Genomic DNA, 24,675 nt, shown 5'->3' on the forward strand with positions numbered 1-24,675 from the left:
CCCCGCAGGATGACCGCCCTCCATGGCTCAAGCCACTCGCTTACTGGTTGTACGGACCGTAGTCGTAGTCCTCCAGCGGAACGGCCTGGCCGGAGCCCGTGCCGAACGGCGAGTAGTCGATGTCGTCGTAGCCGACGGCCGAGTACATCGCGGCCTTGGCCTCCTCGGTCGGCTCGACCCGGATGTTGCGGTAGCGGGACAGACCCGTACCGGCCGGGATGAGCTTACCGATGATGACGTTCTCCTTGAGGCCGATGAGGCTGTCGGACTTGGCGTTGATCGCCGCGTCCGTCAGGACTCGGGTCGTCTCCTGGAAGGAGGCGGCCGACAGCCAGGATTCCGTCGCCAGCGAGGCCTTGGTGATACCCATGAGCTGCGGACGGCCCGAAGCCGGGTGACCGCCCTCCTGGACCACACGACGGTTCTCGGTCTCGAACTTCGAGCGCTCGACCAGCTCGCCGGGCAGCAGCTCGGCGTCGCCGGACTCGATGATCGTCACGCGGCGGAGCATCTGCCGGATGATGATCTCGATGTGCTTGTCGTGGATCGACACACCCTGCGAGTTGTAGACCTTCTGGACCTCGCCGACCAGGTGGACCTGAACGGCACGCTGACCCAGGATGCGCAGCACGTCGTGCGGGTTGGTGGCACCCACGGTGAGCTTCTGGCCCACCTCGACGTGCTCGCCCTCGCTGACCAGGAGACGGGCACGCTTGGAGATCGGGAACGCCGTCTCGTCGCTGCCGTCGTCCGGGGTGACGACGATCTTCTTGGTCTTCTCGGTCTCCTCGATCCGCACGCGGCCCTGGGCCTCGGAGATCGGGGCGACACCCTTCGGGGTACGGGCCTCGAAGAGCTCGACGACACGCGGCAGACCCTGGGTGATGTCGTCACCGGCCACACCACCGGTGTGGAAGGTACGCATCGTCAGCTGGGTACCGGGCTCACCGATGGACTGGGCGGCGATGATGCCGACCGCCTCACCGATGTCGACCAGCTTGCCGGTGGCCAGCGAACGGCCGTAGCACATCGCGCAGGTGCCGACGGCGGACTCGCAGGTCAGGACCGAGCGGGTCTTGACCTCCTCGACGCCGCGCTGCACGAGCTCCTCGATGAGGACGTCGCCGAGGTCGGTACCGGCCGGGGCCAGCACCTGTCCGTCGACCACGATGTCCTCGGCGAGGCAGCGCGCGTACACGGACGTCTCGACGTCCTCCGTCTTGACCAGACCGGTCTCGGTGCGGTCGGCGATCTTCAGACGCAGACCGCGCTCGGTGCCGCAGTCCTCCTCGCGAATGATGACGTCCTGGGAGACGTCGACCAGACGACGCGTGAGGTAACCCGAGTCGGCGGTACGCAGAGCGGTGTCCGCCAGACCCTTACGGGCACCGTGCGTGGAGATGAAGTACTCCAGCACGGACAGGCCCTCACGGAAGGAGGCCTTGATGGGACGCGGGATCGTCTCGTTCTTGGCGTTCGACACCAGACCACGCATACCGGCGATCTGACGCATCTGCATCATGTTGCCTCGTGCACCCGAGTTCACCATCATGAAGATCGGGTTGGTCTTCGGGAAGTTGTCGTTCATCGCCTCGGCAACCTCGTTGGTCGCCTTGGTCCAGATCGCGATGAGCTCCTGCGTGCGCTCGTCCTTGGTGATCAGACCGCGCTCGTACTGCTTCTGGACCTTCTCGTCCTGCGCCTCGTAACCGCGGACGATCTCCTTCTTCGCCTCGGGAACGACGACGTCGGAGATGGCGACGGTGACGCCGGAGCGGGTCGCCCAGTAGAAGCCGGCCGCCTTCAGGTTGTCGAGCGTCGCCGCCACGATGACCTTGGGGTAGCGCTCGGCGAGGTCGTTGACGATCTCGGAGAGCTGCTTCTTGCCGACCTCGTAGTCGACGAACGGGTAGTCCTCGGGCAGCAGCTCGTTGAAGAGCGCGCGGCCCAGCGTGGTGTTCAGCCGGAAGCTGTCACCCTGCTGCCACTCGGGCTCACCCTCCTCGCGCGCCGGCGGGGTCCAGCCGCGCGGCGGGATGGTGCCGACCGGGAAGCGGACGTCGATCTTCGACTGGAGCGACAGCTCGCCCGCGTCGAAGGCCATGATCGCCTCGGCGACCGAGGCGAAGGAACGGCCCTCGCCCTTGAGGTCGCGCATCTCGCCGTCGGTGGTGAGGAAGAACAGACCGAGGACCATGTCCTGGGTCGGCATCGTCACCGGGCGGCCGTCGGCCGGCTTGAGGATGTTGTTCGAGGACAGCATCAGGATGCGGGCCTCGGCCTGCGCCTCCGCGGACAGCGGCAGGTGCACGGCCATCTGGTCACCGTCGAAGTCCGCGTTGAACGCGGTGCAGACGAGCGGGTGGATCTGGATGGCCTTGCCCTCGACCAGCTGCGGCTCGAAGGCCTGGATGCCGAGGCGGTGCAGCGTGGGCGCACGGTTCAGCAGAACCGGGTGCTCCGCGATGACCTCTTCCAGCACGTCGTACACGACCGTGCGGCCGCGCTCGACCATGCGCTTCGCCGACTTGATGTTCTGCGCGTGGTTCAGGTCGACCAGGCGCTTCATCACGAACGGCTTGAAGAGCTCCAGCGCCATCGCCTTGGGCAGACCGCACTGGTGCAGCTTCAGCTGCGGACCGACGACGATCACGGAACGCGCGGAGTAGTCCACACGCTTACCCAGCAGGTTCTGACGGAAGCGGCCCTGCTTACCCTTCAGCATGTCGCTGAGGGACTTCAGCGGGCGGTTACCGGGACCGGTGACCGGACGGCCACGACGGCCGTTGTCGAACAGCGCGTCCACGGCCTCCTGGAGCATGCGCTTCTCGTTGTTCACGATGATCTCGGGCGCACCGAGGTCGAGAAGGCGCTTCAGGCGGTTGTTGCGGTTGATCACACGGCGGTACAGGTCGTTCAGGTCGGAGGTCGCGAAGCGGCCACCGTCCAGCTGCACCATCGGACGCAGGTCCGGCGGGATGACCGGCACGCAGTCGAGCACCATGCCCTTGGGGCTGTTGCTGGTCTGCAGGAACGCGGAGACGACCTTCAGGCGCTTGAGCGCACGGGTCTTCTTCTGGCCCTTGCCGGTGCGGATGATCTCGCGGAGCTTCTCGGCCTCCTCGTCGAGGTCGAAGGACTCCAGGCGCTTCTGCAGCGCCGCGGCACCCATCGAGCCGTCGAAGTACGTGCCGAAGCGGTCACGCAGCTCGCGGTAGAGCAGCTCGTCGCCCTCGAGGTCCTGGACCTTGAGGTTCTTGAAGCGGTTCCACACCTCGTCGAGGCGGTCGATCTCGCGCTGCGCGCGGTCACGCAGCTGCTTCATCTCGCGCTCGGCACCCTCGCGCACCTTGCGGCGCACGTCGGCCTTGGCGCCCTCGGCCTCCAGCTCGGCCAGGTCGGTCTCGAGCTTCTTGGCGCGGGCCTCCAGGTCGGCGTCGCGGCGCTGCTCGATCTGCTGGCGCTCGACGGAGACGTGGGCCTCCAGCGAGGGCAGGTCGCGCGTACGGCGCTCCTCGTCGACGTACGTGATCATGTACGCCGCGAAGTAGATGACCTTCTCGAGGTCCTTCGGCGCCAGGTCGAGCAGGTAGCCCAGGCGCGACGGAACACCCTTGAAGTACCAGATGTGCGTGACCGGGGCGGCCAGCTCGATGTGGCCCATCCGCTCACGGCGCACCTTGGCGCGGGTGACCTCGACGCCACACCGCTCACAGATGATGCCCTTGAAGCGGACACGCTTGTACTTGCCGCAGTAGCACTCCCAGTCCCGGGTCGGACCGAAGATCTTCTCGCAGAAGAGTCCGTCCTTTTCGGGCTTGAGCGTGCGGTAGTTGATCGTCTCGGGCTTCTTGACCTCGCCGTGGCTCCACTGACGGATGTCGTCAGCGGTGGCCAGACCGATCCGGAGCTCGTCGAAGAAGTTGACGTCGAGCACTATGCGTCAATCCCTCTCAGGGTTGTAAGTCATGGGGTCTGATACGGGGGTCCTGGGGCCGGCGGCCTTCATGACGAAGGCCGCCGAACTCCCGTCAGACCTCTTCGACGCTGCTCGGCTCACGCCGGGACAGGTCGATGCCAAGCTCCTCCGCAGCGCGGAAGACGTCCTCGTCGGTGTCGCGCATCTCGATGGACATGCCGTCCGAGGACAGCACCTCCACGTTGAGGCACAGGGACTGCATCTCCTTGATGAGCACCTTGAAGGACTCGGGGATGCCGGGCTCGGGGATGTTCTCGCCCTTGACGATGGCCTCGTAGACCTTCACGCGGCCGGTCACGTCGTCGGACTTGATGGTCAGCAGCTCCTGGAGGGCGTACGCGGCGCCGTAAGCCTCCAGCGCCCACACCTCCATCTCACCGAAGCGCTGGCCACCGAACTGGGCCTTACCACCCAGCGGCTGCTGGGTGATCATCGAGTACGGACCGGTCGACCGGGCGTGCAGCTTGTCGTCGACCAGGTGGTGCAGCTTGAGGATGTACATGTAGCCGACCGAGATCGGCTCCGGGAACGGCTCGCCGGAGCGGCCGTCGAACAGCGGCGCCTTACCGGTCGGGAGCACCATGCGCTCGCCGTCGCGGTTCGGGATGGTGTGGTTCAGCAGACCGGCCAGCTCGTCCTCACGCGCACCGTCGAAGACGGGGGTGGCGACGTTGGTGCCCGGGGCGACCTGGTCGGCCTCGATGGCCTGCAGGCGCTGCGCCCAGTCGTCCGCGAGGCCGGAGACGTCCCAGCCGCGGCTGGCGAGCCAGCCGAGGTGGATCTCCAGGACCTGTCCCGGGTTCATTCGGGACGGCACACCGAGCGGGTTGAGGATGATGTCGACCGGGGTGCCGTCCTCCAGGAACGGCATGTCCTCGATCGGCAGGATCTTCGAGATGACGCCCTTGTTGCCGTGACGGCCGGCGAGCTTGTCACCGTCGGTGATCTTGCGCTTCTGCGCCACGTACACGCGCACCAGCTGGTTCACACCGGGGGGAAGCTCGTCGCCCTCCTCGCGGTCGAAGACGCGGACGCCGATGACCTTGCCGATCTCGCCGTGCGGCACCTTCAGCGAGGTGTCACGGACCTCACGGGCCTTCTCACCGAAGATGGCGCGCAGCAGGCGCTCCTCGGGCGTCAGCTCGGTCTCACCCTTGGGCGTGACCTTGCCGACGAGGATGTCACCGGCGACGACCTCGGCACCGATGCGGATGATGCCGCGCTCGTCGAGGTCGGCGAGGACCTCCTCGGAGACGTTCGGGATGTCCCGGGTGATCTCCTCGGGGCCGAGCTTGGTGTCACGGGCGTCGACCTCGTGCTCCTCGATGTGGATCGAGGAGAGGACGTCGTCCTGCACGAGGCGCTGCGACAGGATGATCGCGTCCTCGTAGTTGTGACCCTCCCACGGCATGAACGCCACGAGCAGGTTCTTGCCCAGCGCCATCTCGCCGTTCTGGGTGGCCGGACCGTCGGCGAGGACCTGGCCCTCGATGATCCGGTCGCCCTCGTTGACGATGACCTTCTGGTTGACCGAGGTGCCCTGGTTGGAGCGGGCGAACTTGGCCAGGCGGTACGTGATGTACGTGCCGTCGTCGTTGGCGGTGGTGATGTAGTCCGCGGAGACCTCCTGGACCACACCGGGCTTCTCGGCCTTGACCACGTCGCCGGCGTCGACCGCGGAGCGGTACTCCATGCCGGTGCCGACGAGCGGGGCCTCGGACTTAATCAGCGGCACGGCCTGACGCATCATGTTCGCGCCCATGAGGGCACGGTTGGCGTCGTCGTGCTCGAGGAAGGGGATCATGGCGGTCGCGACCGACACCATCTGGCGCGGCGAGACGTCCATGTAGTCCACGTCCTCGCCACCGACGTAGTCGACCTCGCCGCCCTTGCGGCGGACCAGCACGCGCGCCTCGGCGAAGCGGAGGTCGTCGGTGAGCGGCGCGTTGGCCTGCGCGATGACGAAGCGGTCTTCCTCGTCGGCGGTCAGGTAGTCGACCTCGTCGGTGACCTGGCCCTCGAACACCTTGCGGTACGGGGTCTCGACGAAACCGAACGCGTTGACCCGGCCGTAGGAGGCGAGCGAGCCGATCAGACCGATGTTCGGGCCTTCGGGCGTCTCGATCGGGCACATGCGGCCGTAGTGCGAGGGGTGCACGTCACGGACCTCGAAGCCGGCCCGCTCACGGGAGAGACCACCCGGGCCAAGAGCCGACAGACGGCGCTTGTGGGTGAGACCCGACAGCGGGTTGTTCTGGTCCATGAACTGCGACAGCTGGCTGGTGCCGAAGAACTCCTTGATGGAGGCGACGACCGGCCGGATGTTGATCAGGGTCTGCGGCGTGATCGCCTCGACGTCCTGGGTCGTCATCCGCTCGCGGACGACACGCTCCATACGCGCCAGACCCGTACGGACCTGGTTCTGGATGAGCTCGCCGACGCTGCGCAGGCGGCGGTTGCCGAAGTGGTCGATGTCGTCGGTCTCGACGACGATGTTCGTACCGCTGTCGCCGACCGTCTCGGTCTCGCCCGCGTGCAGCTTCACCAGGTACTTGATCGTCGAGATGATGTCCTCGACGGTCAGGATGCCCGCGTCCAGCGGAGCGTCCGCACCCAGCTTCTTGTTGACCTTGTAGCGGCCGACCTTGGCCAGGTCGTAGCGCTTGGGGTTGAAGTAGAGGTTCTCGAGCAGCGTCTGCGCGGCCTCACGCGTGGGGGGCTCGCCCGGACGCAGCTTGCGGTAGATGTCGAGCAGCGCGTCGTCCTGGCCCTGGGTGTGGTCCTTCTCCAGGGTGGCGCGCATGGACTCGTACTCGCCGAACTCCTCGAGGATCTGCTCGGTGGTCCAGCCGAGCGCCTTGAGCAGGACGGTGACGGACTGCTTGCGCTTGCGGTCGATGCGGACACCGACCATGTCGCGCTTGTCGATCTCCATCTCCAGCCAGGCACCCCGGGAGGGGATGATCTTGGCGGAGAAGATGTCCTTGTCGGACGTCTTGTCGATGGAGGAGTCGAAGTAGACACCGGGCGAACGGACGAGCTGCGACACCACGACACGCTCGGTGCCGTTGATGACGAAGGTGCCCTTGTTCGTCATGAGCGGGAAGTCGCCCATAAAGACCGTCTGGGACTTGATCTCGCCGGTCTCGTTGTTCGTGAACTCGGCAGTGACGAAGAGCGGGGCCGCGTACGTGAAGTCGCGGTCCTTGCACTCGTCGATGGAGTTCTTCGGCGGCTCGAAGCGGTGGTCGCGGAAGGTCAGCGACATCGACCCGCTGAAGTCCTCGATCGGGGAGATCTCCTCGAAGATCTCCTCGAGCCCGGACTTGGTGGGGACGTCCTGACCGTTCTCGAGAGCCTCCTCGACCCGACTCTGCCAGGCGGTGTTGCCGAGGAGCCAGTCAAAGCTCTCGGTCTGCAGCGCGAGCAGGTTCGGAACCTCAAGAGGCTCCTTGATCTTTGCAAAAGAGATGCGCAGCGGGGCAGTGCTGGCGGCGTTGTTCGTATTCGCGGTCGAGGCGTTGCGCGAGGCGGCCAAGAGGGGGTCCTTCCGAGGGCTCGGACTCACTACGCGCGTACCGGCCCCTCTCCCGTACACGGAGACAAGCTGTGCCATGGGGGCCTAAAGGCCAGGTCAGGCATGTCTTGTCATCGATGCTCGGGCGAGGGCAGACCCCTGGTGACGGGCAGGGGACAGCTAACAGGCAGCGCAAAGGGTCAGTGTAGCCACTTGGCACACTGATGTCCAGTGCGGGTTCTGGAACCCGTGTTCACCCTCGTTGTTCCACTCCTGCGACAAGGCGCTGCCCTCAACGCACGTTGATACTGCCCTCTTCGTCGTCGATCCATGCCTCGGATTCGGATCCCGTGACGACGCGTCCTGAGAATTGCGCGCTGCGTGCGGTTCGTCAAGGCCCCCTTGCCCGATCCGGCGCCGCCCGGGGACACGAGGAAGATCACCATACCCCCCGTCACCGGGGCTTCAAGGCAACCGTGGCCCGCCCCCGAGAACGCCGAAGAGCGACCACCCGGATGGATGATCGCTCTTCCGCGCTTACGCGTTACACGTCCAGGGGGACGTGTCGTGGATCCTGGCGGATCCGGAAGGTCTTACTTGACCTCGACGGAGGCGCCGGCGCCCTCGAGGGACTCCTTGGCCTTCTCGGCGGCGTCCTTGGCGACCTTCTCGAGAACGGGCTTCGGGGCGCCGTCCACGAGGTCCTTGGCCTCCTTCAGACCCAGGGAGGTCAGCTCACGCACGACCTTGATGACCTGGATCTTCTTGTCGCCGGCACCGGTGAGGATGACGTCGAACTCGTCCTGCTCCTCAGCGGCCTCGGCAGCGGCGCCACCAGCGGCACCACCGGCGACGACGACCGGCGCGGCAGCGGCGGCGGTGACGTCGAACTTCTCCTCGAACGCCTTCACGAACTCGGAGAGCTCGATGAGGGTCATCTCCTCGAACTGCGCGAGCAGGTCTTCCTGGCTGAGCTTCGCCATGATTGGCGGTCCTTCCACTAATTCGGCAGGTGCCGGATGTACATGTGAGGCGGGCGTACTACTGGCCCGCGACGGTCGCCGCGTTCAGGCAGCGGCGGCCGGGATGCGAGCCGAGTTACTCGGCACCGCCCTGCTCGTCCTGCTTGGCACGGAGCGCGTCCACGGTGCGGACGAGCTTCGACGGCAGCGCCTGGAAGACAGAGGCAGCCTGGGACTGCTTGCCCTTCATGGCACCGGCCAGCTTGGAGAGCAGAACCTCGCGGGACTCGAGGTCCGCAAGCTTCTTGATCTCATCGGCGGACAACGCCTTGCCGTCAAGGACGCCGCCCTTGATGACGAGGTTGGGGTTGTCCTTGGCGAAGTCACGGAGACCCTTCGCCGCCTCGACCGGGTCACCGGTCACGAAGGCGACGGCCGACGAACCCGCAAAGAGGTCGTCCAGCGTCGTGATCCCGGCCTCGTTGGCCGCAATCTTGGTCAGCGTGTTCTTCGCCACACGGTACTGAGCGTTCTCACCGAGTGAACGACGCAGCTTCTGGAGCTGCGCGACGGTGAGACCGGTGTACGCGGTAACGACAGCAGCGTTGGAGTTGCGGAACTTGTCCCGCATCTCCTCGACGGCATCGACCTTGTCAGGCCTCGCCATGAGCCTCGGCCTCCTTCCGGGTGATTCGGACCGCGCGGACCCGAAGGAGGACTGGGGAAAACGAAACGCCCCGGCGCAAGCGCACGGGGCGTAGCTCGACCGGTCTCACACACGCACGAGGCGGCGGGTTCCGGGAGCTTCTCCAGTGTCACCTGCGCGGGCCGTCCGCCGTTTCAGCGGATCCTTCGGCCACCGCGCCCTCTGATGAGCGCGCGGTAACGACCAGCGGTCTTTGGCTTCAGTAGGAGAGTACGGGAACGGTTCACCGTGAGGCAAATCCGCCCGTACGGCGGATCGGAGCGGGGCGGTTCAGCCCTGCCCCAGCTCCTTGAACATCTCGCTCAGGTCCGCGACGTCCTTGGTCGGCGGGGCCGTGACGGTGACGGGCTTGTTGTAGTCGAGGAAGGTGATGGTCATGTCCATCGGGCCCTTGTCGGCCTGGCCCTTCATGCGGAACTGCTTGGTGTGGTCCTCGCCGTCGACCCACATGTCCATCGTGAGCTTGTCGACGCCGAGCTTCTCGAACTGCTTGAGGCTCTTCTCGCGCTGCTCGCGGGTCTCGCCCTTGCTGTCCTTGAGCGAAGCACGCAGATCGGCGAGGGTGGCCGTGCCCGTGTAGTGGGTGGTCTCGACGCCGTCGACCTTCTCGCTGCCGACCTTCTTCACGTCCTTGGCACCCGTGAGGAAGGTGGACTGCGCCGCCGGGTTCTGCTCGGCCTGGCTCGGGGACCCCATCTGCTCCAGGTCCTTGGCGGCGTCGGAGCCGGACAAGTCGAACTTCAGCCAGCGCTTGCCGTCCATCTCCTTGGCCATCTCGGCTCCCCCACCGAGGTACATGGCCTTGTCGACGAGACGGATCTCGACGCTCTCGCCGGCCGCCTGATCGGGGGCCGTCATCTTCATGCTCATGGCGATCGTGGGCTTCAGACGCATGGAGGCTTCGCCCTCGACGCGGCCCGACTCCGGGACCGTGCCCTTCAGCCGGTAACGGAAGGACGTGATGTCCTCCGTGTTCTTCGCCGCCTTGGCGACCGCCGCGGCGGGCGTCATCTCCGGCGACTGCTCGGATCCGCAGCCGACGGCGCCGACGGCGAGAAGCAGGGCACAGGCCCCGGCGGCAGGTATGGATGTTCTCATCGATTCCCCCCAAGGAATACATGCTTGCTACACAGCAAGGCCGTGAGCCTATCCCAGGGGGCACACGTGATCTATCGCTATAGGCGCAGGCCTCAGGGCGTGCCCGGCTGTTTGCGCATCAGGTCCTCGAAGTCTCCGGTGTCGGACCGCGGGGGTCGCTCGGCCCGGACCGTGACGCCGTAGTCGGCGTAGTGGGCGGTCTGGGTCATCAGACCGGTGGCCATCCGCGCCTTCTCGACCTTCTTGACCAGCAGGTTCCGCTCGTCGACCCAGATGTCGACGGTTTCGGTGGTGACCCCGGCCCCGGTGAGCTGCTTGCGCAGGCCGGCATCGGCGACGTCGGCCGCTGTCACCGTGCCGGACCAGTGCGTCGCGGACCGGCCGCGAACGGTCTCCTCACCGACCTTCCTGACGTCGCCGGAGGACAGCAGGAGCTTCACGGACTGGTTCGGCGTGGTGCTGCGCATCTGGTCGCCGAGGTGGGCACCGGAGCCGCCCGCGAGGGCTTCGAGGTCCTCGTACGCGTACCGGATCCAGCGCCTGCCGCCGGTCTGCTCGGCGAACTTCTCGCCCATGCGGGCGTAGTAGGCCTCCGGCAGGTAGCGGGCCTCCATCGAGGTGGTGCCGAGCCGCCGCATGGTGTCGGCGATGGTGCCGCCGGTGTACTCGATGGTGAGGGTGCCGGTGATGCCGTCGCTCCAGCCGAGGGTGCCGTCGGCGGTCATGGACATCAGCGAGCCCATGGTCGTCGTGGACTCCACCCGGGCGGACTCGGCGTGTTCGGTGGCGCGCTCGGCGGCGCGCAGGGCGGCGAGGGCCCGGCCGCGTACGGCGCGGTCGTCCCGGCCGGGGGTGCCGGAGGACTCCTGGGACGTGCAGGCGGCCACCCCCGTCAGCGCGGTCGCCACGAGCACCAGGCCCACGCGGCGCACGGTCGTGCCCTGCATACGTCCCCCCGTTCGCATCCGGTTCCCGCACGTTAACCCAGGCCACCGGCGTACGTACCGGAAAAGGGAACGGGCCCCGCACCTGTAAGAGGTGCGGGGCCCGTGACCGGTTGGGTGAGCCTCAGGCTCAGACCGCGGCCGGGTCCTCCTCGACGAGGAGGTTGCGGGTGCGGTTCGGGTCGACCGGAATGCCGGGGCCCATCGTGGTGGTGATGGCGGCCTTCTTGATGTAGCGACCCTTGGCGGCGGACGGCTTCAGACGGAGGATCTCCTCCAGCGCGGCGCCGTAGTTCTCCACCAGCTTGGTGTCGTCGAAGGACGACTTGCCGATGATGAAGTGCAGGTTCGAGTGCTTGTCGACGCGGAACTCGATCTTGCCGCCCTTGATCTCGGTGACGGCCTTGGCCACGTCGGGGGTGACGGTGCCGGTCTTCGGGTTCGGCATCAGACCACGCGGACCGAGCACGCGGCCGAGACGGCCGACCTTGCCCATGAGGTCCGGGGTGGCGACGACGGCGTCGAAGTCCAGACGGCCCTTCGCCACCTCGTCGATCAGTTCGTCGGAGCCGACGATGTCGGCGCCCGCGGCCTCCGCGGCCGCAGCACGGTCACCGGTCGCGAAGACCAGGACCCGGGCGGTCTTGCCGGTGCCGTGCGGAAGGTTCACGGTGCCACGGACCATCTGGTCGGCCTTGCGCGGGTCGACACCCAGACGGAAGGCGACCTCGACGGTGCCGTCGAACTTGGTCGTGGAGGTCTCCTTGGCGAGACGGACGGCCTCGAGCGGGGCGTAGAGCTTCTCCCGGTCGACCTTGGCGTCCGCAGCGCGAAGGGACTTGCTGCGCTTGCTCACTACTGCTCCTGTGGATTCTTAGGAGTCGTGGTCCGGGCCGAGCAGGCCCTGCCACTTCTGCTGATGGAGGTTGGGGCTCAGCCCTCGACCGTGACGCCCATGGAACGGGCGGTGCCGGCGATGATCTTCTCGGCGGCGTCCAGGTCGTTGGCGTTGAGGTCGGGCATCTTGGTCGTGGCGATCTCACGGACCTGGTCACGCGTGATCTTCGCGACCTTGGTCTTGTGCGGCTCGCCAGAGCCCTTCTCGACGCCCGCGGCCTTCAGGATCATCTTCGCGGCCGGCGGCGTCTTGGTGATGAAGGTGAAGGAACGGTCCTCGTAGACCGTGATCTCCACCGGGATCACCCAGCCACGCTGCGACTCGGTCGCGGCGTTGTAGGCCTTGCAGAACTCCATGATGTTCACGCCGTGCTGACCCAGCGCGGGGCCGACCGGCGGGGCCGGGTTGGCGGCACCGGCCTGGATCTGGAGCTTGATGAGCCCCGTGACCTTCTTCTTCTTGGGAGGCATAGCTCTCCGGGTCCTTTCGATTCGGGTCCTGCCCGCCGCCGGGGACCACCCGGACGCAGGCATACCGCACAACGATAGCGGGTATAGATGCGCGGCTGAAAACCGAGCAGGTCAGGCGGACGCTCGAGCGATCGCCTGACCTGCGCGGAAGCGGTGGTGTCCGGAAGAAACTAGTTCTTCTGGATCTGGTCGAAGGAGAGCTCGACCGGCGTCTCGCGGCCGAAGATCTCGACGAGGCCCTTGACCTTCTTCGAGTCGGGGTTGATCTCGTTGATGGTCGCCTGCAGCGTGGCGAACGGGCCGTCGGTGACGGTGACCGAGTCGCCGACCTCGAAGTCCAGGACCTGGACCTCGACCTTGCGCTGCGGAGCCGGCTTGCCCTCGGCCTCGGCGGCCTCGCGGGCGGCCTTCTCCTCCGCCTCGGGGGCGAGCATCTTGACGATCTCGTCCAGGGTCAGCGGGTACGGGTCGTAGGCGTTGCCCACGAAGCCGGTGACGCCGGGGGTGTTGCGGACGACGCCCCAGGACTCGTTCGTCAGGTCCATGCGGACCAGGACGTAGCCCGGGAGCTTGTTCTGCTTGATCGTCTTGCGGTCGCCGTTCTTGATCTGGACGACCTCTTCCTGCGGCACCTCGGCCTGGAAGATGTAGTCCTCGACGTTCAGCGAGACGGCGCGCTGCTCGAGGTTGGTCTTCACGCGGTTCTCGTAGCCGGCGTAGGTGTGGATGACGTACCACTCGCCGGGCAGGACCCGCAGTTCCTCGCGGAGCTTCTCGATCGGGTCGCGGTCGTCCTCGGGCTCTTCCTCAAGTTCTTCCGCGGCCTCTTCGCCGTCCTCGGTCTCCGCCTCTGCGGCGTCGTCCGCGACGGCGTCGGCAGCCTCGACCTCGGCGGAGGCCTCGGTGTCCTCGTTGTCCGCGCCCTCGACGATGTCGAGCTCGTCCTCGACGGACTCGACCGGCTCGATGGCGTCGTTCACGTTCGGGTCAGACACGGTGGCTGCTTCTTCCTGGATACATAGGGGTGGAACATGCGAAAGGAGCGCCGGGTACCTCGGCGCTCTTCGCGGACTGCTCAGCCGAACACGTACTTCGCGGCGTTGCTGAGCCCATAGTCAATCACGGTGACCAGGCCGATCATGATGACGACGAAGATGATCACCACGGTCGTGTAGGTCGTCAGCTGGTTGCGGGTCGGCCAGACGACCTTGCGCAGCTCCGCGACGATCTGGCGGTAGAAGAGGGCGAGCCGCTTCAGCGGGCCCTTCTTTCCGCGCTTGCCGCCCTTGCGGGCCTTCTTTGACTCCGGCGCCTCGTCCTGGGCATCAGGCATGTCGATGGAGCCCACGGCGTCCGTCACTCGTCCTCACCTGATTCCGGGTCGTGGCCGTGCCGCGCCCGGTCTGAGCCGCACGGCGGTGCATTGCTGTACGTACATGCGCACACATCCTGGCGATGGAGTGTGTAGCAGGGCCGGAGGGACTTGAACCCCCAACCGCTGGTTTTGGAGACCAGTGCTCTACCAATTGAGCTACGACCCTTTGTGTGTCCCCCAACGTACCGCATCCGTCCGGATGCTTGGTGTGCACCGAACGGGCGCGGCCTGCGGGAGGCCAACGAGGTGAGAGTGTACGTGCTCCGAGGCCGGTCGTCGAACAGAAAGGGCCCGCGGGAGGGCTCGTTGACGGAAGATCGCCTGCGGAACGGGGGCGGGGCTGACGTGAATCCGCTGAAGATCGCCCAGGCCGAGCGGGCGATCCGCACGGTTGTTCAGGGGTTTGCCCGACGTTGTTCAGTCTGTGAAACCCCCGTGCCGCGCGCGTTTCCGGTCTGAAACGATGGGCCCATGAGCGCTGCAACCCCTCCCACCGAGCGCCGGGTCTCCGCCCGAGTCGGCGCGATCTCCGAGTCCGCCACCCTCGCCGTGGACGCCAAGGCCAAGGCCCTCAAGGCCGCCGGGCGTCCGGTGATCGGCTTCGGCGCCGGTGAGCCGGACTTCCCGACCCCGGACTACATCGTGCAGGCCGCGATCGAGGCCTGCTCGAACCCGAAGTTCCACCGCTACACGCCGGCCGGCGGCCTCCCCGAGCTGAAGGCCGCGATCGCCGCGAAGACCCTGCGTGACTCGGGCTACGAGCCGGACGTCTCGGAGATCCTGGTCACCAACGGTGGCAAGCAGGCCATCTACGAGGCCTTCGCCGCGATCCTCGACCCGGGCGACGAGGTCATCGTGCCCGCGCCGTACTGGACGACGTACCCGGAGTCGATCCGGCTGGCCGGGGGTGTCCCGGTGGAGGTCGTCGCCGACGAGACGACCGGCTACCGGGTGACCGTCGAGCAGCTGGAGGCCGCCCGTACGGAGAAGACGAAGGTCGTCCTGTTCGTCTCGCCGTCCAACCCGACCGGCGCGGTCTACAGCGAGCAGGAGACCGAGGCGATCGGCCGCTGGGCCGTCGAGCACGGCCTGTGGGTGATGACGGACGAGATCTACGAGCACCTGGTCTACGGCGACGCCTCCGCCGTGTCGCTGCCGGCGGTGCTGCCCGAGCTGCGCGACAAGTGCGTCGTGGTGAACGGCGTCGCGAAGACGTACGCGATGACCGGCTGGCGCGTCGGGTGGATCATCGGCCCGAAGGACGTCGTCAAGGCCGCGACGAACCTGCAGTCGCACGCCACGTCCAACGTGTCCAACGTCGCCCAGGCGGCCGCGCTGGCCGCCGTCTCCGGTGAGCTGGACGCCGTGGCGAAGATGCGAGAGGCCTTCGACCGGCGCCGCAAGACCATCGTGCGGATGCTGAACGAGATCGACGGCGTGCTGTGCCCGGAGCCGGAGGGGGCGTTCTACGCCTACCCGTCGGTGAAGGCGCTGATCGGCAAGGAGATCCGGGGCAAGCGGCCCAAGGACACGGTCGAGCTGGCCGCGCTGATCCTCGAGGAGTCCGAGGTCGCGGTGGTGCCGGGTGAGGCGTTCGGCACGCCCGGGTACCTGCGGCTGTCCTACGCGCTGGGCGACGAGGACCTGGTCGAGGGCGTGAGCCGGATCCAGAAGCTGCTGGCGGAGGCCAGGGACTGATCCAGCCTCCTCATGTGAGTCGGCTGAGCGGGCCGCTTCCCCTTGCGGGGAGCGGCCCGCTTTGCTGTGTGCTTTGCCGTGTGCGCGTGCGAGCAAGACCACGTTCGGGGAAAACGCTGTTGTGACTGCTGAGGCATGCGGCAGGATCCTGGGATGGAGCGTGAACGTGATGTCTCTGAGCTGCCGAAAGCCCATCTGCACCTGCACTTCACCGGGTCGATGCGGCCCTCGACCGTGCTGGAACTGGCCGACAAGTACGGGGTGCGGCTGCCCGACGCGCTGACCGAGGCGCTGGTCGGCGGGGAGCCGCCGAGACTGCGGGCGACGGACGAACGGGGCTGGTTCCGCTTCCAGCGGCTGTACGACGCCGCGCGCTCGTGCCTGCGGGAGCCGGAGGACATCCAGCGGCTGGTGCGCGAGGCCGCGGAGGAGGATCTGCGGGACGGGTCCGGGTGGCTGGAGATCCAGGTCGACCCGACGTCGTACGCGCCGCGGCTGGGCGGGCTGATCCCGGCACTGGAGATCATCCTGGACGCGGTGGAGACGACGTCGCGGGAGACCGGGCTCGGGATGCGGGTCCTGGTCGCGGCGAACCGGATGAAGCACCCGCTGGACGCGCGGACGCTGGCGCGGCTGGCGGCTCGGTACGCGGACCGGGGGGTCGTCGGGTTCGGGCTGTCGAACGACGAGCGGCGGGGGATGGCGCGGGACTTCGACCGGGCGTTCGGGATCGCGCGTGAGGCCGGGTTGCTGTCGGCGCCGCACGGGGGTGAGCTGGCCGGGCCGTCGTCGGTGCGGGACTGTCTGGACGACCTGGGGGCGAACCGGGTGGGGCACGGGGTGCGGGCGGCGGAGGATCCGCGGCTGATGAAGCGGCTCGCGGACCGGCAGGTGACGTGCGAGGTGTGCCCGGCGTCGAACGTGGCGCTGGGGGTGTACGAGAAGCCGGAGGACGTGCCGCTGCGGACGTTGTTCGAGGCGGGGGTGCCGCTTGCGCTGGGTGCGGACGATCCGTTGCTGTTCGGGTCGCGGCTCGCGGCGCAGTACGAGATCGCGCGGCGGCATCACGGGTTCACGGATGCGGAGCTGGCGGAGGTGGCGCGGCAGTCGGTGCGAGGGTCGGCGGCGCCGGAGGATGTGAAGTCGAAGCTGCTGGCGGGGGTGGACGACTGGCTGGCGTCGTAGGTGCGCGTCTTCGCCTGGCGCCGGGTGGGGGTCGGGGCCGCGCCGGGGGGTGTCCGTCCTCGGAACGTCGCGATGGGCCCCCATACCGACTGACTGGCGTTGACGCGACAACCGCTGCGGGCGGACACCCCCCGACACGGCCCCTTGCGTCGTACGGCGGCCCCGCTGCGGGCATGCGTGCGGCTGAGGGCGGCACGGGTGGGCGCAGCGGCACCCCGCTCCGCCGGGTTGCACCCCCGGCCCCAGCAGCGACGCCGCGTGGCTACAGGCTGACCCCGACCGTCACCGGCTCGTTGACCAGGGTGATGCCGAAGGCCTCGTTGACTCCGGCGACGACCTCGCGGGCGAGGGCGAGGAGGTCCTCGGTCGTCGCGCTGCCGCGGTTCGTCAGCGCCAGGGTGTGCTTGGTGGAGATACGGGCCGGACCCTCGCCGTACCCCTTCGTGAAGCCCGCCTTGTCGATCAGCCAGGCCGCGGAGGTCTTGGTGCGGCCTTCGCCGGCCGGGTACGCCGGGGGCTCCACCCCGTCGCCGAGCCGGTCGCGGACGCGGACGCGGAACGTCTCGAAGTCCGTGTCCGTGAGGATCGGGTTGGTGAAGAAGGAGCCCGCCGACCAGGTGTCGTGGTCCTCGGGGTCCAGGACCATGCCCTTGCCGGCGCGCAGCTCGAGCACCGTCTCGCGGGCCTGCGCGAGGGGGACGCGATCGCCCGGTTCCACACCGAGGGCACGGGCCGTCTCGGCGTACCGGAGGGGGGCGGACAGGCCCTCGGCGTCCTCCAGGGAGAAGCGGACGCGCAGGACCACGTACCGCTCGGGGTCGGACTTGAAGCGGCTGTGGCGGTAGGAGAAGGCGCAGTCCTCGTTGGCGAGCGTGACCGTGTCGCCGGTGCGGCGGTCGTAGGCGACGACCTCGGTGATCGTGGCGGAGACCTCCTGGCCGTACGCCCCGACGTTCTGGATGGGCGTCGCGCCGGCCGAGCCGGGGATGCCGGCCAGGCATTCGATGCCCGCCAGGCCCGCTTCGACCGTACGGGCGACGGCGTCGGTCCATACCTCGCCGGCGGCCAGCTCCAGCGTCGTGCCGTCGAGGGTGAAGCCCCGGGTGGCGATGACGAGGGCGGTGCCGTCGAAGCCTTTGTCGCCGATGACCAGGTTGGAGCCGCCGCCGATGAGCAGCAGCGGGGTGCCCGCCTCGTCGGCTTCGCGGACGGCGGCGATCACCTCGTCGTCCGTCGTGGCGGTGAGCAGCCGGGTCGCGGGGCCGCCCAGCCGGAAGGTCGTCAGCGGGGCGAGGGGGGCGTCGTGGAGTTCCTGCACGGGCCCAAGCGTACGAGACGGCACTGACGGCGCCGGGCACGCGTGCGTGCGGCCCCGTTCCGGGAGGGAAGGGGCCGCACGCGCGTGTGGTGGTTGTCAGGACAGGCGGCGGAGCGCCTCGGACCAGGAGAGGGGGAGGTCGTCGCTGCTCACCTGCCAGGAGGTGAAGGCCGCGTCCTTCATCTGCGGGGCCAGGCCCCGGGAGGCCGGGCCGTGGGCACCGGCACGGACGAAGGCGTGCAGCGCGTCCTTGGACTCCCAGGCCGACAGGGTCCAGAAGGTCCGCTTCAGGGGCTTCGCCCTCAGGGTCGCTCCGTAGGCGCCGGGGCTGCGGCGGACCTGCCGCCAGACGGCGGGCGTCCCGGCGAGGAACTTCAGCGCTCCCCACAGCGTGCGGGTCTCGAAGCGGGAGGCGAAGACGTGCACCTCGGTGTCGCGGGGCGGGGTGTTCGGGACGGTCCAGGGAAGAGTGGGCATGCCGCTTCTCCTTGTCGGGGTCCTGAGGGGTCAGTGGGTGGCCGTCTCCAGTGCCGGGGCCGGTTCGGCCGGGGCCGCCTGCCGCTCGGTGTGCCGCCGGGTCGGTATCAGCAGGGCGGCGATGCCCGCGAGGGCGACCACCGCGGCCCCCGTCACCAGGGCGGGCCGCATGCCGTCGACGAAGGTCTGGCCGGTCTCGTAGCCGCCCTGGGCCGCGAAGATCGAGGCCATGACGGCGATGCCGAGCGCCCCACCCACCTCGCGCAGGGCGTTGTTGGCGCCGGAGGCGATGCCCTGCTCCGACGGCCGCACGCTGGACATCACCAGATGCGAGGCGGGGGCGAAGAACAGGGCCATGCCGACGCCGCTGATGATCAGGGCGGGCAGCTGGGCGGCGTAGGAGGCGTCCGTGGTGGCCACGACCGACATGTAGCCGAGGCCCATGGCCTGCAGGAACAGACCCGTGGCGACGACCGGGCGGCCGCCGACGCGGTCGGCCAGGAGGCCGGCGATCGGGGCGACCAGCATCGGCATGCCGGTCCAAGGCAGCATCCTCAGGCCCGCCTCCGTGGGCGAGTAGCCGAGCACGCCCTGCATGTACTGGCTCAGCAGGAAGATCGAGCCGAACATGCCGAGGAACATCAGCAGGCTGGCCGCGTTGACGCCGGCGAACGCCCGGGAGCGGAACAGCCGCATCGGGAGCATGGGGTTCTTGGCGCGGACGCTGTAGAGGACGAAGCCGGTCAGCAGCGCGGTGCCCGCGACGAGGCCGGTGAGGACCATGCCGCCGGTCCAGCCGTCGACGGGGCCGCGGACCAGGCCGTAGACGATGCCGAAGAGGCCGCTGCTGGCAAGGAGGGTGCCGGGGACGTCGAGCGGGGCTCCGGTGCCGTGGGACTCGGCGAGGCGGAGGCGGGCGAGCGGCAGCAGGGCCAGGCCGAGCGGGACGTTCAGCCAGAAGATCCACTGCCAGGAGATGTGCTCGGTGAGGGTGCCGCCGACGAGCGGTCCGGAGGCGACGGCGAGCCCGTTGACGGCGCCCCAGATGCCGTACGCCATCCCGCGTTTGGCGGCGGGAACAGCGGCGGTCAGCAGGGTGAGCGTCAGGGGCATCATCACCGCGGCGCCCGCGCCCTGGACCGCCCGGGCGGCGATGAGGGAGTCGATGCCCGGCGCCATGGCCGCGGCGGCGGAGGCGCCGGTGAAGACGGCGAGTCCGGCGATGAACAGCCGGCGGCGGCCGAAGCGGTCACCGAGGGCCGCGCCGAACATCAGCAGGACGGCGAAGGTGAGCGTGTAGGCGCTCACCGTCCATTCCAGGTCGTGCAGGCCGCCGCCGAGGTCCTCGTGGATGGAGGGCAGGGCGGTGGTGACGACGAGATTGTCGAGAGCCGCCATGAACCCGGCGACGCTGGTGATGACGAGGGCCCAGGCGGCTCCCCCGCGACGTGCGGTCTGCTGTGACATCGCTCCCCCATGGAGTGTGTGCCGTGATCGATTAGTTATTGATTACTAACTTTCGAGGTCATGAAAAGGGTCCGACTCCTCACCTTGCTGTGTCAGCCGTCCGACTCCGGCGCACCCAGCCCCGCCCAGACCCGGTGATCGGCCGGGAAGCCCATGGCCACCAGACAGTTGATCAGCATGCCCTGCGCGAGGAACGTCGTCGTCTCGTGAGAGTCGGCGCCCAGCGGCAGATGGATGGTGTCCCACAGCCGCATCCAGCCCGCACGCACGGCCTCACCGAACTCGCGGTCCCCCTCCTCCTCGGCGGCCGCCACGGCGAGATACATCTGCATCTGCATCATCAGCCGCTCGGGCTGCTCGGAGATGGTCTCGATGTACGCCCCGCCCATGGCATGGCGAGCTTCTTCGCCTTCCAGCCCTTCGGCCGCCTCCGCGAACATCCGGATGGTGTCCTCGACGCACCGCTCGGCCGCCGCCAGGAAGATCGCCTTCTTGCCCGGGAACAGCCGGAAGAGATACGGCTGCGAGACGCCGACCCGGCGGGCGATCGCCTCGGTCGAGGTGCCGTGGTAGCCGCCGCGGGCGAACTCGGTCGTCGCCGCCCGGATGACGCTCTCGCGTCGCTCTTCCGCACTCATCCTGGCCATGCGAATGAAGTTAGTGCTCAATCACTAACTATGTCAAGCAGTGCGCCTTCCCCGCGATGCGTAAGGGGCGCCCGCAACGGCGAGCGCCCCTTACGTGATGTCGCGAACCGCCTCAGGCCAGCCGGACGACCGCCCGGGACATGCCCAGGACCTTCTGCCCGGCACTGGTCGCCGTCAGGTCCACGCGGACGGTGTTGTCGTCGAGCTTGGCGGCGACCTTGCCGGCCACCTCGATCACGGCGCCCTGGTCGTCGTTCGGGACCACGACCGGCTTGGTGAAGCGGACGCCGTACTCGACGACCGCGCCCGGGTCGCCGGTCCAGTCGGTGACCACCCGGATCGCCTCGGCCATGGTGAACATGCCGTGCGCGATGACGTCCGGCAGGCCGACCTCCTTGGCGAACTTCTCGTTCCAGTGGATCGGGTTGAAGTCGCCGGAGGCACCTGCGTACCGGACGAGGGTCTCGCGGGTCACGGGGAAGGTCTGGGCGGGCAGTTCGGTGCCGACCTCGACGTCGGCGTAGGAGATCTTCGCGGTCATGGAATCGCTCACGCCTCCTCGGCCGCGCGGGCCACGAGTTTGATCCAGGCCGTCACGACGTGCTCGCCGGCCTCGTCGTGGACTTCGCCACGGACGTCCAGGATGTCGTTGCCCGCGAGGGACTTGACCGCCTCGATGGTCGAGGTGACCGTGAGCCGGTCACCGGCACGGACCGGGCGGCGGTAGGCGAACTTCTGGTCGCCGTGCACCACGCGGCTGTAGTCCAGGCCGAGCTGCGGATCGTGGACGACCTGACCGGCGGCCTTGAAGGTGATCGCGAAGACGAAGGTCGGCGGGGCGATCACGTCGGGGTGGCCGAGCGCCTTGGCGGCCTCCGCGTCCGTGTACGCGGGGTTGTCGTCCCCGACCGCCTCGGCGAACTCACGGATCTTCTCCCGGCCCACCTCGTAGGGCGCGGTGGGCGGGTACGTCCGCCCCACGAAGGACTGGTCGAGCGCCATGGCTCGGCACCTCCTGGTAGCTCTGCGGCTCTACTGACCGCTACGGGTACCTCAACGACGCGAGGCCGTCCCCGATCACTCGGGAACGGCCTCGCGTACGAGCCTGATTTATCGCGTCTCGCGGTGCGCGGTGTGCGCGTTGCAACGCGGGCAGTGCTTCTTCATCTCAAGACGGTCCGGGTTGTTACGCCGGTTCTTCTTGGTGATGTAGTTCCGCTCCTTGCACTCCACGCAGGCCAGCGTGATCTTCGGGCGGACGTCGGTGGCAGCCACGTGAGTGCTCCTAAGACGAACGGATGGACTATTTAACGCAGAAAAGAGTAGCCGATCGAAGGACCGACCCCGCAATCGGCTACTGAGAGTAGCGGTGACCGGACTTGAACCGGTGACACAGCGATTATGAGCCGCTTGCTCTACCGACTGAGCTACACCGCTTTGATGTGGTCCGGCTCCGCCTCGCGACGGAACCAGTCACACCAGAGCCCCAAAACGGAATCGAACCGTTGACCTTCTCCTTACCATGGAGACGCTCTGCCGACTGAGCTATTGGGGCGAGCGATGAAGACATTACACGCTCGGCCGCCGTTCGCCCAAATCCGTTGCGATGCCCCCGCCCCGGGCGCTCGAACCGTCCTCCCGGCAGCCCCGTGAACGTCTCCCGCCCCAGGAGCGGACCTCGGTCGGACGGTGGGCGCACCACGGGCGGACCACGCCGGTACGACTATTGCGCTCCTCCCCGACAGCGGCGTGAGGCCGTCCTAGGCTCGTCTCACTCTGCGTGATCACGCGTCCTCCCGTGCGCAGCCCGAGCCCCTGGAGTGCGATGCCCGACAGCCGGCCGCAGCCACCACCGCCCCCGTCGTCCTCGCCGGGTCCGGCCGACCCGTCGTCGCTGCTGCTGTGCGGGGCGCGGCTCACCGACGGCCGGACCGTGGACGTGCGGCTGTGCGGCGGGCGCATCGAGGCGGTCGGCACGGCCGGCAGCCTGGGAGGCGGCGGCACGCGCGCGTGCGGGGCACGGGTGGACCTCAGCGGCTATCTGCTGCTGCCGGCCCCGGCCGAGCCGCACGCCCACGCCGACACAGCCCTGTCGGCCGACACCGAGGGGCCCGTCTCCTACGAGCCGCAGGACGTGCAGCGCCGGGCCACGGAGGCCGCGCTGCTCCAGCTCGGGCACGGGGCGACGGCGCTGCGGGCGCACGTGCGCGTGGGGGACGTCCAGGGCCTCGGCGCACTGACGGCCGTGCTGCAGGCGCGGCGGGCACTGCGGGGGCTTGCGGAGCTGACGACGGTGGCGATGCCCCGGGTGCTGACCGGGGTGGCCGGCGCGGACGGGCTGGCGATGCTGCGGGACGCCGTGAAGATGGGCGCCTCGGTGGTGGGCGGCCGGCCGGACCTCGACCCGGATCCGGCGGGGTACGTGGAAGCGGTCCTGGAGACGGCCTCCGAGCACGGCTGTCCCGTCGACCTGCACACGGACGCCGGGGACCCGGCCCGGCTCGCCCGGCTCGCCGCGATGGCGGGCGGACTGCGCCCCGGGGTGACCCTCAGCCCGTGCGGCGACCTCGGCCGGCTGCCCTCCGAGGTGGCCTCGCGGACGGCCGACCAGCTCGCGGCGGCCGGTGTGTCCGTGGCGTGCCTGCCGCAGGGCGGCTGCGGCGGCGTCGACCGGCGCGGGGCGGCTCCGGTACGGCTGCTGCGCGCGGCCGGGGTGCGGGTGGCCGCCGGGAGCGGGGCGCTGCGGGACGTGTCCAACCCGGTGGGACGCGGCGACCCCCTGGAGGCGGCCTTCCTGCTGGCCTCGCGCCACGGGTTGCCGCCCGAGGAGGCGTACGACGCGGTGAGCTCCTCGGCGCGGGCGGTGCTGGGGCTGCCGGAGGTGCGGGTGGAGGCGGGTTTCCCGGCGGAGCTGCTCGCGGTGCGCGGGGAGCGGCTCGCGGGGGTGCTGTCCCTGGCGTACAGCCGCATCGTCGTGCACCAGGGGCGCGTGGTGGCGCGGACCAGCGCGGTGCGCGAGTACTGCAGTTCGGCGGCTTCGGTCGAACTGGGGCTGCCGCGGCAGGGCCGGGGCGAGGTGTCGTAGGCACGGAGTCGAGCGGGGGGCGGGCCTGGGGCGGGGCGAGGTGTCGTAGGCACGGAGGGGAGCGGGGGGGCGGGGCGAAGTGTGGTGGGCCTGCGGTGGGGCGCGGCCCAAGTCGTGCGGCGGAGGGTGCTGTCGAGGCGTACGGTCGAAGGCATGCGCATTGTCATCGCTGGTGGTCATGGTCAGATCGCGTTGCGGCTGGAGCGGCTGCTCGCCGCGCGCGGGGACGAAGCAGTCGGGATCATCCGGAAGGCCGAACAGGCCGACGAGCTGCGACAGGCCGGTGCCGAACCGGTCGTGCTCGACCTGGAGTCGGCGTCCGTCGACGAGGTCGCGGAGCGGCTCAGGGGCGCCGACGCCGCGGTCTTCGCGGCGGGCGCGGGGCCTGGCAGCGGGGCGGCCCGCAAGGACACGGTGGACAAGGCGGCGGCGGTCCTCTTCGCGGACGCGGCGGTGAGGGCGGGCGTGCGGCGCTTCGTGGTCGTGTCGTCCATGGGCGCCGACCCGCGTCACCAGGGTGACGAGATCTTCGACGTGTATCTGCGGGCCAAGGGCGAGGCGGACGCGTACGTGCGTGGCCTGGACGCCCTGGACTGGACGATCCTGCGCCCCGGCCAGCTCACCGGCGACGCCGGCACCGGTCTCGTACGGCTGGAGGCGCGCACGGGCCGCGGTCCGATCCCACGCGACGACGTGGCCGCCGTACTGGCGGAGTTGGTGGACACGTCGGCGACCGCCGGGCTCACCCTGGAGCTGATCAGCGGTCCGGTACCGGTGTCCGTGGCGGTGAAGTCGGTGGCCGGGAACTGAGGTTCGCGTCCGCCGACTCGTGGGGCCCTTCGCAGGGCT

At 68.8% G+C, this 24,675-nt stretch carries 21 protein-coding genes and 3 tRNA genes; 4 read left to right on the forward strand and 20 right to left on the reverse strand.

Annotated features, from left to right (window positions below; genetic code table 11):
* Positions 1-40 precede the first annotated feature (40 nt).
* The 11 genes from AB0F04_RS30230 to AB0F04_RS30280 all read right to left on the reverse strand — a co-directional run bounded on the left by AB0F04_RS30230 (position 41) and on the right by AB0F04_RS30280 (position 14,115).
* Complete coding sequence (locus tag AB0F04_RS30230; protein ID WP_362047080.1) at positions 41-3,937, reverse strand: DNA-directed RNA polymerase subunit beta'; 3,897 nt, start codon at positions 3,935-3,937, stop codon at positions 41-43.
* A gap of 94 nt (positions 3,938-4,031) precedes the next feature.
* On the reverse strand, positions 4,032-7,517 hold the full coding sequence (rpoB, locus tag AB0F04_RS30235) for a DNA-directed RNA polymerase subunit beta (protein ID WP_362047083.1): 3,486 nt from the start codon (positions 7,515-7,517) through the stop codon (positions 4,032-4,034).
* A gap of 572 nt (positions 7,518-8,089) precedes the next feature.
* The gene (rplL, locus tag AB0F04_RS30240; protein ID WP_053674509.1) at positions 8,090-8,479 is read right to left on the reverse strand and encodes a 50S ribosomal protein L7/L12; all 390 of its coding nucleotides are present in this window, start codon (positions 8,477-8,479) and stop codon (positions 8,090-8,092) included.
* Positions 8,480-8,594: 115 nt separating this feature from the next.
* On the reverse strand, positions 8,595-9,125 hold the full coding sequence (gene rplJ, locus AB0F04_RS30245; protein ID WP_053674508.1) for a 50S ribosomal protein L10: 531 nt from the start codon (positions 9,123-9,125) through the stop codon (positions 8,595-8,597).
* 309 nt (positions 9,126-9,434) lie between these two features.
* Positions 9,435-10,262, reverse strand: a complete 828-nt coding sequence (locus tag AB0F04_RS30250) for a DUF1396 domain-containing protein (protein ID WP_362047087.1) — start codon at positions 10,260-10,262, stop codon at positions 9,435-9,437.
* Between the two features lie 92 nt (positions 10,263-10,354).
* Positions 10,355-11,209 carry a hypothetical protein gene (locus AB0F04_RS30255; protein ID WP_362047090.1) on the reverse strand — a complete coding sequence of 285 codons (855 nt, stop codon included), beginning with the start codon at positions 11,207-11,209 and terminating at the stop codon, positions 10,355-10,357.
* 127 nt (positions 11,210-11,336) lie between these two features.
* Positions 11,337-12,062, reverse strand: a complete 726-nt coding sequence (gene rplA, locus AB0F04_RS30260) for a 50S ribosomal protein L1 (protein WP_362047092.1) — start codon at positions 12,060-12,062, stop codon at positions 11,337-11,339.
* Between the two features lie 77 nt (positions 12,063-12,139).
* Complete coding sequence (gene rplK / locus AB0F04_RS30265; RefSeq protein WP_006130605.1) at positions 12,140-12,574, reverse strand: 50S ribosomal protein L11; 435 nt, start codon at positions 12,572-12,574, stop codon at positions 12,140-12,142.
* Between the two features lie 170 nt (positions 12,575-12,744).
* Positions 12,745-13,569, reverse strand: coding sequence for a transcription termination/antitermination protein NusG (gene nusG, locus AB0F04_RS30270; protein WP_362047095.1), 825 nt, complete (start codon positions 13,567-13,569; stop codon positions 12,745-12,747).
* An 80-nt stretch (positions 13,570-13,649) separates the two neighbouring features.
* On the reverse strand, positions 13,650-13,934 hold the full coding sequence (gene secE, locus AB0F04_RS30275) for a preprotein translocase subunit SecE (RefSeq protein ID WP_104785540.1): 285 nt from the start codon (positions 13,932-13,934) through the stop codon (positions 13,650-13,652).
* A gap of 108 nt (positions 13,935-14,042) precedes the next feature.
* A tRNA-Trp gene (locus AB0F04_RS30280) sits at positions 14,043-14,115 on the reverse strand.
* Positions 14,116-14,420: 305 nt separating this feature from the next.
* Here AB0F04_RS30280 and AB0F04_RS30285 point away from each other — a divergent pair.
* Complete coding sequence (locus AB0F04_RS30285; protein ID WP_362047099.1) at positions 14,421-15,647, forward strand: pyridoxal phosphate-dependent aminotransferase; 1,227 nt, start codon at positions 14,421-14,423, stop codon at positions 15,645-15,647.
* 153 nt (positions 15,648-15,800) lie between these two features.
* Complete coding sequence (locus AB0F04_RS30290; protein WP_362047102.1) at positions 15,801-16,832, forward strand: adenosine deaminase; 1,032 nt, start codon at positions 15,801-15,803, stop codon at positions 16,830-16,832.
* A 262-nt stretch (positions 16,833-17,094) separates the two neighbouring features.
* Here AB0F04_RS30290 and AB0F04_RS30295 read toward each other — a convergent pair whose 3' ends face one another.
* The 9 genes from AB0F04_RS30295 to AB0F04_RS30335 all read right to left on the reverse strand — a co-directional run bounded on the left by AB0F04_RS30295 (position 17,095) and on the right by AB0F04_RS30335 (position 22,296).
* Complete coding sequence (locus tag AB0F04_RS30295; protein ID WP_362047105.1) at positions 17,095-18,150, reverse strand: UDP-N-acetylmuramate dehydrogenase; 1,056 nt, start codon at positions 18,148-18,150, stop codon at positions 17,095-17,097.
* A gap of 96 nt (positions 18,151-18,246) precedes the next feature.
* The gene (locus AB0F04_RS30300; RefSeq protein WP_362047108.1) at positions 18,247-18,627 is read right to left on the reverse strand and encodes a DUF3291 domain-containing protein; all 381 of its coding nucleotides are present in this window, start codon (positions 18,625-18,627) and stop codon (positions 18,247-18,249) included.
* Between the two features lie 30 nt (positions 18,628-18,657).
* Positions 18,658-20,094 carry an MFS transporter gene (locus tag AB0F04_RS30305; RefSeq protein ID WP_362047111.1) on the reverse strand — a complete coding sequence of 479 codons (1,437 nt, stop codon included), beginning with the start codon at positions 20,092-20,094 and terminating at the stop codon, positions 18,658-18,660.
* 92 nt (positions 20,095-20,186) lie between these two features.
* Entirely contained in the window at positions 20,187-20,741 is a 555-nt protein-coding gene (locus AB0F04_RS30310) for a helix-turn-helix domain-containing protein (protein WP_362047114.1), read from the reverse strand.
* A 112-nt stretch (positions 20,742-20,853) separates the two neighbouring features.
* Positions 20,854-21,282 carry a MaoC family dehydratase gene (locus tag AB0F04_RS30315; RefSeq protein ID WP_362047199.1) on the reverse strand — a complete coding sequence of 143 codons (429 nt, stop codon included), beginning with the start codon at positions 21,280-21,282 and terminating at the stop codon, positions 20,854-20,856.
* 8 nt (positions 21,283-21,290) lie between these two features.
* Positions 21,291-21,743, reverse strand: coding sequence for a MaoC family dehydratase N-terminal domain-containing protein (locus tag AB0F04_RS30320; RefSeq protein WP_352101219.1), 453 nt, complete (start codon positions 21,741-21,743; stop codon positions 21,291-21,293).
* A 108-nt stretch (positions 21,744-21,851) separates the two neighbouring features.
* The gene (rpmG, locus tag AB0F04_RS30325; RefSeq protein ID WP_003948671.1) at positions 21,852-22,016 is read right to left on the reverse strand and encodes a 50S ribosomal protein L33; all 165 of its coding nucleotides are present in this window, start codon (positions 22,014-22,016) and stop codon (positions 21,852-21,854) included.
* Between the two features lie 89 nt (positions 22,017-22,105).
* A tRNA-Met gene (locus tag AB0F04_RS30330) sits at positions 22,106-22,178 on the reverse strand.
* Positions 22,179-22,223: 45 nt separating this feature from the next.
* Positions 22,224-22,296 (reverse strand) — tRNA-Thr (locus tag AB0F04_RS30335).
* Between the two features lie 270 nt (positions 22,297-22,566).
* Between AB0F04_RS30335 and AB0F04_RS30340 the strand changes: the two genes are divergently transcribed.
* Both AB0F04_RS30340 and AB0F04_RS30345 read left to right on the forward strand, forming a co-directional pair.
* Positions 22,567-23,826 carry an amidohydrolase family protein gene (locus tag AB0F04_RS30340; RefSeq protein ID WP_362047117.1) on the forward strand — a complete coding sequence of 420 codons (1,260 nt, stop codon included), beginning with the start codon at positions 22,567-22,569 and terminating at the stop codon, positions 23,824-23,826.
* Positions 23,827-23,979: 153 nt separating this feature from the next.
* Positions 23,980-24,636 carry an NAD(P)H-binding protein gene (locus AB0F04_RS30345; protein ID WP_362047120.1) on the forward strand — a complete coding sequence of 219 codons (657 nt, stop codon included), beginning with the start codon at positions 23,980-23,982 and terminating at the stop codon, positions 24,634-24,636.
* Positions 24,637-24,675 lie beyond the last annotated feature (39 nt).

The sequence above is a fragment of the Streptomyces sp. NPDC029041 genome, assembly GCF_040637515.1.
Taxonomy (GTDB): Bacteria; Actinomycetota; Actinomycetes; order Streptomycetales; family Streptomycetaceae; genus Streptomyces.

Coding starts and splice junctions, on each gene's coding strand:
- rplL (WP_053674509.1), bottom strand. CDS start 8,479: ATGGCGAAGCTCAGCCAGGAAGACCTGCTCGCGCAGTTCGAGGAGATG.
- rplJ (WP_053674508.1), bottom strand. CDS start 9,125: ATGGCGAGGCCTGACAAGGTCGATGCCGTCGAGGAGATGCGGGACAAG.
- AB0F04_RS30250 (WP_362047087.1), bottom strand. CDS start 10,262: ATGAGAACATCCATACCTGCCGCCGGGGCCTGTGCCCTGCTTCTCGCC.
- AB0F04_RS30255 (WP_362047090.1), bottom strand. CDS start 11,209: ATGCAGGGCACGACCGTGCGCCGCGTGGGCCTGGTGCTCGTGGCGACC.
- rplK (WP_006130605.1), bottom strand. CDS start 12,574: ATGCCTCCCAAGAAGAAGAAGGTCACGGGGCTCATCAAGCTCCAGATC.
- AB0F04_RS30285 (WP_362047099.1), top strand. CDS start 14,421: ATGAGCGCTGCAACCCCTCCCACCGAGCGCCGGGTCTCCGCCCGAGTC.
- AB0F04_RS30290 (WP_362047102.1), top strand. CDS start 15,801: ATGGAGCGTGAACGTGATGTCTCTGAGCTGCCGAAAGCCCATCTGCAC.
- AB0F04_RS30300 (WP_362047108.1), bottom strand. CDS start 18,627: ATGCCCACTCTTCCCTGGACCGTCCCGAACACCCCGCCCCGCGACACC.
- AB0F04_RS30305 (WP_362047111.1), bottom strand. CDS start 20,094: ATGTCACAGCAGACCGCACGTCGCGGGGGAGCCGCCTGGGCCCTCGTC.
- AB0F04_RS30310 (WP_362047114.1), bottom strand. CDS start 20,741: ATGGCCAGGATGAGTGCGGAAGAGCGACGCGAGAGCGTCATCCGGGCG.
- AB0F04_RS30315 (WP_362047199.1), bottom strand. CDS start 21,282: ATGACCGCGAAGATCTCCTACGCCGACGTCGAGGTCGGCACCGAACTG.
- AB0F04_RS30320 (WP_352101219.1), bottom strand. CDS start 21,743: ATGGCGCTCGACCAGTCCTTCGTGGGGCGGACGTACCCGCCCACCGCG.
- AB0F04_RS30340 (WP_362047117.1), top strand. CDS start 22,567: ATGCCCGACAGCCGGCCGCAGCCACCACCGCCCCCGTCGTCCTCGCCG.
- AB0F04_RS30345 (WP_362047120.1), top strand. CDS start 23,980: ATGCGCATTGTCATCGCTGGTGGTCATGGTCAGATCGCGTTGCGGCTG.